Below are 13,762 nucleotides of genomic sequence, written 5' to 3' on the forward strand. Positions count from 1 at the left end.
TAGCTAGATTTCAAAAAGACGTCAACACTTCTGGACGTCTATATGTCTTTGCTTGTGGCAGTAAATGCCGCTAAAATTCCCCCATACAATATTTCGAAACCCGATATCGCTGAGAAGGTAAACAATGGCAAAGTGGAACGGTGAGTACATCAGCCCTTATGCAGAACATGGCAAGAAAAATGAGCAGGTCAAAAAGATCACTGTTTCAATCCCATTGAAAGTGCTGAAAATCCTCACGGACGAACGCACCCGCCGTCAGGTGAACAATCTGCGCCATGCCACCAACAGCGAGCTGCTGTGCGAGGCTTTCCTGCACGCCTACACGGGTCAGCCATTGCCAACAGACGAAGATATCCGGAAAGACCGCCCGGACGACCTGCCAGCAGAAGCCAAAGCGATTATGGACAGCCTGGGTATTGAATACGAAGATATCAACGAATAATCTAGCCCTAGCACTCAAAAAAAAACCAGCCTTGCGGCTGGTTTTTCAATCCTGAATCACAATGGATGTGTCATTACACTTCCATATAACCCACTGGCATTTCAATTCGGGCAACCCCTGATGCAACCGCAGCTTCTGCAACCGCCTTCGCAACACGAGGTAACAGACGCGGATCCATTGGCTTCGGAATAATATACTCTGGGCCGAACGCCAGTTTCTCTACACCCGCAGCTTTCACAACTTCCGCAGGTACCGGCTCTTTCGCCAGTTCACGGATCGCATGGACCGCAGCCAGCTTCATGTCGTCATTGATCTCGCTGGCGCGCACATCCAACGCACCACGGAAAATGAACGGGAAGCAAATCACGTTATTCACCTGATTCGGATAATCCGAACGACCGGTCCCCATGATCAGATCATTGCGCACGGTATGGGCGAGTTCTGGCTTGATCTCTGGATCCGGGTTGGAGCAGGCAAAAACAATCGGCTGATCAGCCATCAGTTTCAGCGCTTCTGCAGACAGCAGATCCGGGCCGGACACACCGACAAAGATATCCGCACCTTCAATCACATCTTCCAGCGTTCGCTTATCGGTATTATTGGCAAACAGCTGCTTGTATTCATTGATGTCATCGCGACGGGTGTGAATCACACCTTTACGGTCCAGCATGTAGATTTTCTCACGCTGCGCGCCACATTTAATCAGCAGTTCCATACAAGCCACGGCAGCTGCACCAGCCCCCAGGCAGACAATCACAGCTTCATTGATGTTCTTGCCCTGCAGTTCCAGTGCATTCAGCATACCCGCAGCGGTCACAATGGCCGTCCCGTGCTGGTCATCATGGAAAACCGGCACCTGACAGCGTTCAATCAGACGCTTTTCAATTTCAAAGCAGTCAGGCGCTTTGATATCTTCCAGGTTAATGCCACCAAAGGTGTCTGCAATATTCGCAACTGTATCGACGAACTCGTCGATGGTGCGGTGCTTGACTTCGATATCAATCGAATCCAGGCCTGCAAAACGTTTGAACAACAGCGCCTTACCTTCCATCACTGGCTTAGAAGCCAGCGGGCCGAGGTTGCCCAGACCCAGAATCGCCGTACCGTTGGTAATGACGGCAACCATGTTGCCCTTACCGGTGTACTTATAGACATTTTCTGAGTTTTGCGCGATTTCACGCACAGGTTCAGCCACACCCGGGCTGTAAGCCAGAGCGAGGTCTTCTACAGTGTTGGCAGGCTTGCTGAGTTCAACCGAAATTTTCCCGGGGACAGGGTAAGCATGATAGTGAAGTGCTTGTTGACGAAAATCTTCAGACATAGTTATTAGAATCCTGAATGGATGGATGTTCGGTTCGGTATTGAACAATGAATCATATTCGATAGCAGCACAAAATCCTAGTTTGCGCTAGCTGGTAATACCATGAGAATGCAGTCGGAACGCAGGAAAAATGCGGGGGTGTGACCAGCACAACTCATTATTATGATTATTGTAAATAAGAGGCCGGACATCAATGCGCTTGCGGGATCCCTAAAAAGCAAAAAGGGATGCCGCAGCATCCCTTTTTTCGACAGTGTCTTTCAGGTCAGAAGACCCGCAGCAATTACTTGCTGGACAGAGCGCCGAAACGCTTGTTGAATTTGTCGATACGGCCACCGGTGCTCACTTGACGCTGCTTACCAGTGTAGAATGGGTGACATTTGTCGCACACATCCAGGTTGATGTCGTCTTTGCTCAGGGTAGAGTTGAAGACGAAAGTGTTGCCGCAAGAACAACGAGCGTTTACAGCAGTGTATTCTGGGTGGATACCTTGTTTCATGGGGAAACCTCATAGCTAAGGCCGTGTCGCTCTCCCGATCCAAAGCCGGGCACCACACGTCGTTAATTAACACTGTCAGGCCAAAGGCGCTGGACAAATAGGCGGCGTATGATAATCAATCAGCAGCCACAGATCAACCGCAATCAGAACCTGCTGTGACTTTGCCTCATCCGCCCCGCAAGGTACACTGGCTCTATTCTCAGCATAAGTGATTTCAGCCAAACTGCATGACTGCCACCATCGCCAAAATAGCGCTGCCTGTCCCGCTGGACAAAACCTTCGATTATCTGATTCCTGCGGGTCAAAAGCCGGTGGTCGGTGGCCGGGTTCGTGTCCCTTTTGGTCGCCAGCAACTGACCGGGATCGTGATTGAACTCACAGATTCGTCCTCTTTTTCACGCGACCAGCTCAAACCTCTCAAAGCCGTGCTGGACGCTGCCCCCTTGTGGCAACCACCGCTATTTCAGTTACTGGAATGGACCAGCCGTTATTATCAGTACCCGCTCGGCGACACGCTGGCCAATGCACTGCCCGCAGCATTGCGTAAGGGCAAACCGGCCAACAGTGAAATTCGTTACTGGCAACTGACGGAACCAGGCAAAGATCAGCCTCTGACGGCTTTAACCCGCGCGCCCCGTCAGGCCAAAGTGCTGACCCTGCTGCGTAACGGCGAACTCAGTCACGACATGATGCTCGACGCAGAAGTGAGCAGCGCCACGCTGAAAACCCTGGCCGACAAAGGCTGGATTGAAAGCTATCAATCGGTACCGAAAACACTTCGCTGGCAGGAAAGTTTTGCGATCACCGAAGACAAACCACGCCTGAATGAAGAGCAGGCGCTGGCTATCGCCAGTGTGAATGCCAACCCGGAATATGGCTGCTACTTATTGGAAGGGGTGACAGGTTCCGGCAAAACAGAAGTTTATCTCAACCTGCTCGAACCCATCTTGGCGGCCGGAAAACAAGCACTGGTGCTGGTGCCGGAAATTGGCCTGACCCCGCAAACCATCAGCCGTTTTCAGCGACGGTTTCATGTACCGCTGTTTACCATTCACTCCGGGCTGAACGATACGGAGCGTCTGAGTGCCTGGCTGGCTGGCCGGGACAATCAGGCCGGGATCATCATCGGTACCCGCTCTGCCCTCTTCACGCCGTTTGCCAATCTCGGCATCATTATTGTCGATGAAGAACATGACGCGTCTTATAAACAGCAGGACAGTTTGCGCTACCACGCTCGCGATATGGCCGTCCTGCGGGCCTGCAAGGAAAATATTCCAATTGTACTGGGCTCTGCCACCCCGGCGCTGGAAACCCTGCACAACGCAAAAACCGGAAAGTACCATCATCTGCACCTCACCCGCCGGGCCGGGAATGCACAGGCAGCACGCCATGGCGTACTGGATGTCAAAGGACTGTATCTGGAAGCGGGTCTCTCCGCCCCGCTCATCGCCCGGATGCGCCAGCACCTCAGTGCGGGCAATCAGGTGATGCTGTTTCTCAACCGCCGCGGTTTTGCACCGGCGCTGATGTGTCACGAGTGTGGCTGGCTGGCAGATTGCAAACGCTGCGATGCTCACTACACCTATCACCAGAATACCGGGGAACTGCGCTGCCATCACTGTCAGACCCAGCGGCCCGTCATGCCCCAGTGCCAGCAGTGCGGTTCTACACAGCTCCAGACCGTCGGTGTCGGTACGGAGCAGCTCGAACATCAGCTGGGCGAGCTGTTTCCCGAATATAAAACCGTTCGGATTGACCGCGACAGCACCCGGCGCAAGGGCAGCCTGGATCACTACCTGGAAGCCATTCGCAACAAAGACTATCAAATCCTGATCGGCACTCAGATGCTCGCCAAGGGGCACCATTTCCCTGATGTCACTCTGGTTGCGCTGGTGGATGTCGACAGTGCCCTGTTCAGCAACGATTTCCGGGCACCGGAACGGCTAGCTCAACTCTTTATTCAGGTCGCAGGCCGGGCAGGCCGGGCCAGCAAACCCGGCGAGGTACTGCTGCAGACCCACCACCCGGATCACGCACTCCTACAGGCGCTGCTGTATCAGGGCTACGACCATTTCGCCGCACAGGCACTGACCGAGCGGCGCCAGGCCATGCTGCCCCTTATACATATCTGTCGCTGTTTCGTGCCGAAGCACAGCAAAGTGATCTCACGGAGCAGTTTCTGCTGCAGGTCCGCGGCATTCTGGAATCCAGTCCGCTCTTCAGCAACCACACGCTGGTCATGGGACCCAACCCGGCGCCCCTCTCGCGCCGGGCGGGTCGCTACCGCTGGCAACTCCTCTTGCAGGCACCGGATCGCAAGACACTCCAGCAACTGCTGAGCATTGCACGGCCAGCCATTCAGCTCTTGCCACTGGCCCGAAAAGTCCGCTGGTCACTTGATGTTGAGCCTCAGGATCTGAGCTGAAGATAAAACAAATAATGCGACTTACTTCACAAAGCCAATGTAATTTATGCTATTGCGCACATGTTTAAACCGGCTTAAAGCGCCTACAATAACAGGCTTGCCGGACTAGGTTTCTGCGCCGATTTAGCTCCGATCCCCCGGCAATCATGAGAGAAATATCTTAGAGAGGAACAATTTATGGCGACAATGAAGGATGTTGCCCAGCTGGCCGGTGTTTCAACCGCGACGGTTTCCCGTGCGCTGATGAACCCGGAGAAAGTGTCGGCCTCGACTCGTAAAAAAGTTGAACAGGCTGTCATGGACGCTGGCTATTCCCCCAACTCCCTGGCCCGCAACCTGCGACGCAATGAATCCAAAACCATTGTCGCAATTGTCCCGGATATCTGTGATCCCTATTTCACAGAAATCATTCGCGGTATTGAAGAAGCCGCCATGGAGCATGGTTATCTGGTGCTGCTGGGCGACAGTGGTCAGCAAAAAAGCCGGGAAAACTCATTCGTTAATCTGGTCTTTACCAAACAAGCTGATGGCATGTTGTTGCTGGGTACAGATCTGCCGTTTGACATCAGTAAGCCCGAGCAGAAAAACCTGCCGCCGATGGTCATGGCCTGCGAATTTGCACCTGAGCTGGAACTGCCAACCGTCCACATCGACAACCTGACCGCCGCTTTTGAAGCCGTCAACTACCTGACGCAAATGGGCCATCAGCACATCGCCCAAATCACCGGACCAGACAGCGCGATGCTGTGCCAGTTCCGTGCCCAAGGCTACCAGCAAGCGTTGCGCCGCGCCGGTATTGAGCTCAACCCGGCTTATACCGTGAAAAGTGATTTCACTTTTGCCGGCGGTGCCCGTGCAGTGACCACTCTACTGTCACTGCCAGAGCCGCCGACCGCGCTCCTGTGTCACAACGACGTCATGGCCATTGGCGCCATGCAACAGGCTAAGCGTCTGGGCATCAAAGTCCCGCAAGATTTATCCATAGTCGGGTTCGATGATATCCAGTTCGCAGAATACTGCGATCCGCCGCTGACCACAGTGTCTCAGCCGCGTTATGAAATCGGCCGTCAGTCCATGCTGATGCTGCTGGAGATCCTGCAAGGCAAGGATATTTCGGCGGGTTCACGTTTGCTGGATGCCAAACTGGTAATCCGCGAAAGCGCAGCCCCGCCATCCAATAAATATTAACGCCACCAGAAATGATGAAAACCTCACCACTTTGAGCAAAAGCTCACACTTCCACCGGGAAGCACACCTGCAATCACCCGCAGAGGCTTCCCGGCACTAGCCAGTCCGGGCACTTCTTTGTACCATATCTGTCCAATAGTTCAGCAATAATCAGACCATTGTGGCAACCAAAGATTACGTCAAACGCGGCCGGGCAGCGAAGAAACCGGCCAGAAACAGCCGTTCCCGAAACAGCAAACCCAGCGGACAGTTCCCAGTCAAGTGGGCGCTCATTGCGCTTTTTCTAGTGATTGGACTCGGTTACGGGCTCTATTTCCTGTCCTCTTCACCCAAACCTGCAGCACCAGCGCCTGAAACAACTGCGCCCATGCCGCCCAAGGAGCACAAGAAACCGGCCGAGCCTGCCAAAAAAGAAACCAGCGTCAAAGTTGAGCCAAAACCTGTTCCTCAACCCAAGCCACAGGAAAAACTGCCGCCGAAGCCAGCAGAAAAGTGGCGTTATATTGAAGAGCTGGAAAATAAAGAAGTTCAGGTTGAAGCTAAGAAAACCCCGGACAAACCCGGACGTCCTTACCTGATGCAGTGCGGCGCTTACCGGACTCCGGCACAGGCAGAAGAACGCAAAGCCATGATTGCTTTTCAGGGACTGACCAGCCAGATCAAAGTCTCTCAGGGCGATAAAGGGAGCTGGTATCGTGTGGTTCTGGGTCCATACCCGCAAAAACGCAAAGCCGAGAGCGATCGGAATATGCTGCGTCGGGCCGGCATCGAGCCTTGTGCCATCTGGTACTGGGACGCCTGAGCAAGTTGCAGTCTCCTTCAGCCTGTCTACACTGACAACAGCAAAACACCGCAAAAGGATGCTACGGCATCCTTTTTTGTTTTCTGAAACGGACAGATCTGCTCATTACCTTGAAAACGGGCAGCCCCATCCCCAGATCATCGCCTATACCCATACCGGCCCCACAAGCCGGACTGATGCAAAGAGGTAAGACCGTGACAACTATCGTCTCTGTACGTCGCAACGGAAAAGTCGTCATTGCTGGTGATGGCCAGGTTTCTCTGGGCAACACTGTCATGAAAGGCAATGCCCGGAAAGTCCGCCGTTTATACAACAACCAGGTGCTGGCGGGATTTGCCGGTGGTACGGCAGATGCCTTTACTTTATTCGAGCGTTTCGAGCGTAAGCTGGAAATGCATCAGGGCCATCTGATGAAAGCCGCAGTCGAGCTGGCAAAAGACTGGCGAACCGATCGCAGCCTGCGCAGACTCGAAGCCCTGCTGGCGGTTGCCGATGAAACCGCATCCCTGATTATTACGGGTAACGGCGATGTGGTTCAGCCGGAAAACGATCTGATTGCCATCGGCTCCGGCGGGAACTTCGCCCTGTCTGCAGCCCGTGCACTGCTTGAAAATACCGAGCTGGATGCTCGCGCCATTGCTGAGAAGTCGCTGACCATTGCTGGTGATATCTGTGTGTACACCAACGACTTCCAGACTGTTGAAGAACTAGATGCCCAGTAAGGATTCCTCATGTCTGAAATGACTCCCCGCGAAATTGTTCATGAACTGAACCGCCATATTATCGGCCAGGACAAAGCCAAGCGTGCGGTCGCCATTGCACTGCGTAACCGCTGGCGCCGTATGCAGTTGCCGGAAGAGCTGCGGGTTGAAGTAACGCCGAAAAATATTCTGATGATAGGTCCGACCGGTGTCGGTAAAACCGAAATTGCCCGTCGTCTGGCAAAGCTGGCCAATGCGCCGTTCATCAAAGTCGAAGCCACTAAGTTCACCGAAGTGGGCTATGTGGGGAAAGAAGTCGAAACCATTATTCGCGATCTGACCGATGCCGCGATCAAAATGACCCACCAGCAAGCCACCGAGAAAGTGCGTTTCCGTGCGGAAGAGCTGGCCGAAGAGCGTATTCTGGATGTACTGTTGCCACCACCCCGTGACGCTTGGGGCAAAAACGAGGAAACCGAATCCGATTCGGCGACCCGTCAGTCTTTCCGCAAAAAGTTGCGCGAAGGCAAACTGGACGACAAAGATATCGAAATTGATGTTGCCGCACCGCAGATGGGCGTTGAGATCATGGCACCTCCGGGTATGGAAGAGATGACCAACCAGCTTCAGGGGATGTTCCAGAATCTGGCGGGCAATACCACCAAAAAGCGGAAGATGAAAATCAAGGACGCGCTCAAAGCCGTGACTGAAGAAGAAGCGTCGAAGCTGGTGAACCCGGAAGAGCTGAAAGAGCAAGCGATCCATGCGGTTGAAAACAACGGCATCGTCTTCATTGATGAGATCGATAAAATCTGTAAGCGCGGTGAGTCTTCAGGCCCGGATGTTTCCCGTGAAGGGGTGCAGCGTGACCTGCTGCCACTGGTTGAAGGGTCAACGGTATCCACCAAGCACGGCATGGTGCGGACTGACCATATTCTGTTTATCGCATCCGGCGCATTTCAGGTGGCGCGTCCGTCTGATCTGATCCCGGAGCTGCAGGGCCGTCTGCCAATCCGCGTCGAGCTGGAAGCGCTGACCAGCGAAGACTTCAAACGTATCCTGACCGAGCCGAATGCTTCACTCACCGAGCAATATTGCGCCCTGATGGCGACCGAGAACGTCACCATCAGCTTCACGGAAGACGGCATCGCGAAGATTGCTGATGCAGCCTGGCAGGTGAATGAACGCACTGAAAATATCGGTGCCCGTCGTTTGCATACGGTGATGGAACGTCTGATGGAAGAGCTGTCTTATGATGCTTCTGAGCAAGATGGCGTGGCGCACGTGATTGATCAGGCTTACGTCCAGGACCATCTGGGTGAGCTGGTTGAAGACGAAGATCTCAGCCGCTTCATTCTGTAATTCTGCCTTCGGGGTGCCTGTCTTTCGACGGGCGTCCCGTTTTCCCTTCAAGGCTTGCGCCAAAACAAAGTTCTTCCCCGCCTGGCTGCCATAATGGACCTATGCTGAACCATTGAATACGCAACCATGCTTTTATCTCCTTCGACGGTCTGGTTAGAGGCCACGCGTCCCAAAACACTGTTACTGGCCATCGCAGCGCTGCTGTGCGGCAATGCACTGGCTGTCTCTCAGGGACATTTCTCCCCGTCAGTCGCCACACTCGCGCTGGTCACCGCCCTGCTGCTGCAGATTCTGTCGAATCTGGCGAACGACTATGGTGACGTCAAAAAAGGGACAGACAATGCCAACCGCCTGGGGCCGATCCGTGGCCTGCAAAGCGGTGCGATTTCTTTGTCTGCCATGCGAATGGCCATGGCTGTGACCCTGCTGCTGATTATTTTGAGCGGTCTGGCCCTGCTGATCCTGGCGAAACCTGCCACAACGGTCTTACTGATATTCGTCGGACTGGGTGCCGCCGCTATTATCGCAGCACTCGCTTATACGCTGGGTAAACGGCCTTATGGCTACCGGGGATTAGGCGACCCGGCAGTTCTCATCTTCTTCGGCTGGGTCGCTGTCGGTGGCAGCTATTATCTGCAAAGCCATCTGTTCTCGCTTGAAATCCTCTTACCTGCCACCGCCAGCGGGCTGCTGGCCGTCGGCGTGCTGAACCTCAACAATCTGCGTGACATGGACAACGATCGCGCCTGCGGCAAAATCACCCTGGCCGCCCGGCTGGGACCGAGACTGGGCCGCGGGTATCATCTGGGGCTGCTGGCAGCCAGTGTCCTGTGTTTTGCCGCCTACAATGTCATCTCGGCTTTGCCATCCTGGGGCTGGCTGTATCTGCTTGCGATCCCGCTCCTGGTTCAGCATGGCATTCAGGTTTGGGTCACAACCGAGGGTCAGGCGTTACGCCCCATGCTGGGCCAGCTGATCCGAGCAGCCATGTTCACCAACCTGCTGTATGCCGTCGGCCTGATCCTGAGCCGATAAAGCGCCGCATCAGGATTGCAATGCCGCCCGAGGTGGTTATACTTTCAGCAAGTTATTGAGCGGAAAACCGGATACCCACATCCGGCAGATACCGATTGATCCGATCATCACTTGCCAATGAAGAAGCGAGCTTATGGAATACAATACCTCTGAACTCTGTGATATTTATCTCGACCAGGTCGATGTGGTTGAGCCGATGTTCAGCTCATACGGGGGCCGAAGCTCGTTTGGAGGCCAGATCACCACAGTCAAGTGCTTTGAAGACAATGGGTTGCTTCATACCGTTCTGGCTGACAATGGTGCAGGTCGGGTATTGCTGGTCGATGGCGGGGGGTCGCTTCGCCGGGCGCTGGTTGATGCCGAACTGGCTCAGCTCGCCATGCAAAATGAATGGGAAGGTATTATCGTCTATGGCTGCGTGCGTCATGTCGACGAGCTCGATGAACTCGATATCGGCATTCAGGCAATGGCATCCATCCCGGTCGGTGCTGACAATCAGGGCATCGGAGAAGTCGATGTTGCGGTCAATTTCGGAGGCGTGACTTTCTTACCGGAAGATCATCTCTATGCAGATAATACCGGCGTGATTCTGTCGCCGGAGCCACTGGACATCGACTAATCCCAGCCGCGATGTCAGCCCATAGAAAAACAGAGCCATGCGGCTCTGTTTTTTACAGATATCGCGCGGATTATTCCACGGTATCCATCTTACCCAGCAGTGCCCGAACGCGCTCTTGCCAAGCCTGGTGATCATGACGCAGTTTTTCATTGTCCTGCACCAGTGACTCACGATCTGCGCGAAGTTCCTGTGCCAGATTCGCCAGGTTTTCGTTTTTCTCTTTCAGTTCTTCCACTTCCATCTGCAGCAGGGAAATGGTGTCGACGGCCATCTGCACTTTGGCTTCCAGCTGTTCCAGCATCTCTAAAGACATAGTTTTCACCCTATCAGTACCTGCGCAAGACCGCAGCTTACCCTTCCGAGCTGATGTTGCAGACAGCACTGACTGTCATCCAATTCGTGGGGATATCGCCGAGACTACCAGGCAAATAACAAATCCAATGTAAGCCCTATTCTAACTAGGCCTTATACGTCTGGCACCAACAAAAACCATGCTTCATCACAAACGCGTAAAATTTATGCAAAGTTCAACAAAATTTTACCTTTCGCTACAGGTCAGCCAAAGTGACCCGCGATGAAATGTTAGCAACCACTCAGATTTCTACTCTGCATTTTATGCACGCCAGAGGTCATGCTAGTGTGCGCCCGCAACAGATCAAAATAGAGTTTTTGCTCAAGATCATTGTTCTTATACGAAGATGAATATTGACCATAAACACAAATAACATGCTCGAACGCACATTTTTTATTCGTTTCACTTTGCCAAAAATCATCATTCGCGTATTTTTCTGATCACATTACGATAACAAGTGATTGACCTACGACTCGACAAAAGGACTGGTAAATGAACAAAAGACAACCCCCGACATTGCTCGGCGAATGCCTGGCAGAATTTATTGGCACCGGATTGCTGATCTTCTTCGGTGTTGGCTGTGTCGCTGCACTGGTACTGGCTGGTGCAAGCTTTGGACAATGGGAAATCAGCCTGACCTGGGGGCTGGGCGTGACGATTGCGATTTACTGCACCGCTGGTGTCTCGGGTGCACACATCAACCCGGCAGTGACCATTGCGCTGGCAATCTTCCACGGCTTCGACAAATCTAAAGTTGCCCCTTACATTCTTGCTCAGCTTGCTGGTGCGTTCTGTTCTGCGGCTCTGATTTACAGCCTGTACAGCAACCTGTTCGTCGATTTCGAAAACGCGCATGGCATTGTGCGTGGCAGCGTTGAAAGCTTAGGAACTGCAGGCATCTTCTCGACCTACCCGAATCCGAGCCTGTCCTTTGCGGGTGCATTTGCTGTCGAGTTCGTCATCACGGCTGTGCTGATGTTTGCTATTCTGGCCATCGGCGATGATAAAAATGGCGCACCGCGTGGCCCGCTGGGACCAGTTCTGATTGGTGTGCTGATTGCAGTGATCGGTGCTTCTCTGGGGCCACTGACCGGCTTTGCCATGAACCCGGCCCGTGATTTCGGCCCGAAATTCTTTGCTTATCTGGCTGGCTGGGGCGATATGGCGCTGACTGGCGGGAAAGATATCCCGTACTTCATCGTCCCGATTCTGGCGCCGATTGCGGGTGCCTGCTTCGGTGCCTGGCTATATCCGAAAGCCATTGCTGTGTATCTGCCGGGCAATCGCTGTACCCTGCCGAACCAATGTGAAACCGATGAAGAGAAAGAAACCGCGCAAGTCTGATTGCGGTGCTACTCCCCTATAATTATCAGAGATAAGAGGACACTCAGATGACCACAGAACAAAAGTATATCGTCGCACTCGATCAGGGAACCACCAGCTCACGTGCCGTGATCCTTGATCACGATGCGAACATTGTGTGCACCGCACAGCGCGAATTCACTCAAATCTATCCAAAAGCAGGCTGGGTTGAGCACGACCCGATGGAGATCTGGGCGACGCAAAGCTCTACCATGGTGGAAGCCCTGGCCAAAGCCGGGATCCGTACCGACCAGATCGCCGGAATCGGCATCACCAACCAGCGTGAAACGACCATTGTCTGGGACAAAAATACTGGTAAGCCTGTCTATAACGCGATTGTCTGGCAGTGCCGCCGGACCGCAGATATCTGCCAGCAACTGAAAGCAGAAGGCCTGGAAAGCTACATTCGTGAGAACACCGGCCTGGTCGTCGACCCGTATTTCTCCGGGACCAAAATCAAGTGGATTCTGGACAACGTTGAAGGTGCGCGCGAGCAGGCAGAAGCCGGCAACCTACTGTTCGGGACCGTGGATACCTGGCTGATCTGGAAACTCACTCAGGGACGTGTCCACGTCACGGACTACACCAATGCCTCCCGAACCATGCTGTTCAATATCAATGCGCTGGAGTGGGATGAAAAACTGCTGAAAGCCATGGATATCCCGCTGTCGATGATGCCGGAAGTCAAAGCGTCTTCTGAAATCTACGGCCAGACCAACATTGGGGGTAAAGGCGGTACCCGTGTGCCAATCGCAGGTATTGCAGGCGATCAGCAAGCGGCTCTCTTCGGTCAGATGTGTGTGGAAGCCGGTCAGGCGAAAAATACCTATGGCACTGGCTGCTTCCTGCTGATGAATACCGGAAACGAGAAAGTCACCTCGCAGAATGGTCTGCTGACGACGCTGGCCTGCGGCCCGAAAGGTGAAGCTGCCTATGCACTGGAAGGTGCAGTCTTCATGGCCGGTGCATCGATTCAGTGGCTGCGTGATGAGCTGAAACTACTGGGTGATGCCAAAGACTCCGAATACTTCGCCGAAAAAGTTGGCAGCGCCAATGGCGTGTACGTGGTACCAGCCTTCACGGGCCTGGGCGCGCCCTACTGGGACCCGTATGCCCGCGGTGCCATTGTTGGCCTGACCCGGGGTGTGAACAGCAACCACCTGATCCGTGCCACTCTGGAAAGTATTGCTTACCAGACCCGCGATGTCCTTGATGCCATGCAGGCCGACTCCGGCATCCGTCTGGAAACACTGAAAGTAGACGGCGGTGCAGTCGCCAATAACTTCCTGATGCAGTTCCAGTCAGACCTGCTGAATACCGAAGTGCACCGCCCTGTCGTCACCGAAGTGACCGCGCTGGGTGCCGCGTATCTGGCTGGCCTGGCCGTCGGTTTCTGGGGTAGCATCGACGAACTGAAAGACAAAGCCGTTCTGGACCGCAGTTTTACGCCATGTCCGGATGACAGCAAACGCGCCCGCCGCTACAACGGCTGGAAGCGCGCCGTTGAGTGCGCCAAAGGCTGGGCCATTGACGAAGAGGATTAATCCACTCGTCCGACCCTGCTGAGTCACCCCGGCAAGCCTGCATTCCCCCGCAGGCTTGTCTTTTTTCTGCCGAACCGTTGCCCCAAACCAATGACGGCAGCTTGTGATAC

Annotated in this window: 12 protein-coding genes and 1 pseudogene; 10 read left to right on the forward strand and 3 right to left on the reverse strand. The window is 53.9% G+C overall.

The features are described 5' to 3' along the window. The first annotated feature begins 124 nt into the window (after positions 1-124). Positions 125-442 carry a met regulon transcriptional regulator MetJ gene (gene metJ, locus KDD30_RS14530; protein ID WP_027250617.1) on the forward strand — a complete coding sequence of 106 codons (318 nt, stop codon included), beginning with the start codon at positions 125-127 and terminating at the stop codon, positions 440-442. A 73-nt stretch (positions 443-515) separates the two neighbouring features. Here metJ and KDD30_RS14535 read toward each other — a convergent pair whose 3' ends face one another. Further along, the gene (locus KDD30_RS14535) at positions 516-1,763 is read right to left on the reverse strand and encodes a malic enzyme-like NAD(P)-binding protein (RefSeq protein WP_211646470.1); all 1,248 of its coding nucleotides are present in this window, start codon (positions 1,761-1,763) and stop codon (positions 516-518) included. Between the two features lie 283 nt (positions 1,764-2,046). Beyond that, positions 2,047-2,262 (reverse strand): 50S ribosomal protein L31, encoded by a 216-nt coding sequence (gene rpmE, locus KDD30_RS14540; protein ID WP_211646471.1) that lies wholly within the window; start codon positions 2,260-2,262, stop codon positions 2,047-2,049. Positions 2,263-2,489: 227 nt separating this feature from the next. On the opposite strand from rpmE, the pseudogene priA reads away from it, so the two are divergent. The 7 genes and pseudogenes from priA to rraA all read left to right on the forward strand — a co-directional run bounded on the left by priA (position 2,490) and on the right by rraA (position 10,394). Next, a pseudogene (priA, locus tag KDD30_RS14545) lies at positions 2,490-4,687 on the forward strand (primosomal protein N'). A 177-nt stretch (positions 4,688-4,864) separates the two neighbouring features. Continuing rightward, complete coding sequence (cytR, locus tag KDD30_RS14550; RefSeq protein WP_211646472.1) at positions 4,865-5,875, forward strand: DNA-binding transcriptional regulator CytR; 1,011 nt, start codon at positions 4,865-4,867, stop codon at positions 5,873-5,875. 160 nt (positions 5,876-6,035) lie between these two features. Continuing rightward, a complete protein-coding gene (locus KDD30_RS14555) occupies positions 6,036-6,677 on the forward strand; it encodes an SPOR domain-containing protein (RefSeq protein ID WP_211646473.1) in 642 nt (213 codons plus the stop codon). Positions 6,678-6,871: 194 nt separating this feature from the next. Next, positions 6,872-7,399: an ATP-dependent protease subunit HslV gene (hslV, locus tag KDD30_RS14560; protein WP_305800640.1), complete on the forward strand. Its 528-nt coding sequence runs from the start codon at positions 6,872-6,874 to the stop codon at positions 7,397-7,399. 9 nt (positions 7,400-7,408) lie between these two features. Then, entirely contained in the window at positions 7,409-8,740 is a 1,332-nt protein-coding gene (hslU, locus tag KDD30_RS14565; protein WP_211646475.1) for an HslU--HslV peptidase ATPase subunit, read from the forward strand. Between the two features lie 126 nt (positions 8,741-8,866). Then, complete coding sequence (locus tag KDD30_RS14570; protein ID WP_211646476.1) at positions 8,867-9,775, forward strand: 1,4-dihydroxy-2-naphthoate polyprenyltransferase; 909 nt, start codon at positions 8,867-8,869, stop codon at positions 9,773-9,775. Between the two features lie 133 nt (positions 9,776-9,908). Beyond that, positions 9,909-10,394: a ribonuclease E activity regulator RraA gene (gene rraA / locus KDD30_RS14575; RefSeq protein WP_211646477.1), complete on the forward strand. Its 486-nt coding sequence runs from the start codon at positions 9,909-9,911 to the stop codon at positions 10,392-10,394. A gap of 70 nt (positions 10,395-10,464) precedes the next feature. Here the strand turns inward: rraA and zapB are convergent, their stop codons facing one another. Next, the gene (gene zapB / locus KDD30_RS14580; protein ID WP_036754671.1) at positions 10,465-10,707 is read right to left on the reverse strand and encodes a cell division protein ZapB; all 243 of its coding nucleotides are present in this window, start codon (positions 10,705-10,707) and stop codon (positions 10,465-10,467) included. Positions 10,708-11,238: 531 nt separating this feature from the next. On the opposite strand from zapB, the gene KDD30_RS14585 reads away from it, so the two are divergent. Both KDD30_RS14585 and glpK read left to right on the forward strand, forming a co-directional pair. Next, positions 11,239-12,090: an MIP/aquaporin family protein gene (locus tag KDD30_RS14585; protein ID WP_211646478.1), complete on the forward strand. Its 852-nt coding sequence runs from the start codon at positions 11,239-11,241 to the stop codon at positions 12,088-12,090. A 47-nt stretch (positions 12,091-12,137) separates the two neighbouring features. Then, the gene (gene glpK, locus KDD30_RS14590; protein ID WP_211646479.1) at positions 12,138-13,652 is read left to right on the forward strand and encodes a glycerol kinase GlpK; all 1,515 of its coding nucleotides are present in this window, start codon (positions 12,138-12,140) and stop codon (positions 13,650-13,652) included. Positions 13,653-13,762: the final 110 nt, after the last annotated feature.

It is taken from the genome of Photobacterium sp. GJ3, assembly GCF_018199995.1.
Lineage (GTDB): Bacteria > Pseudomonadota > Gammaproteobacteria > Enterobacterales > Vibrionaceae > Photobacterium.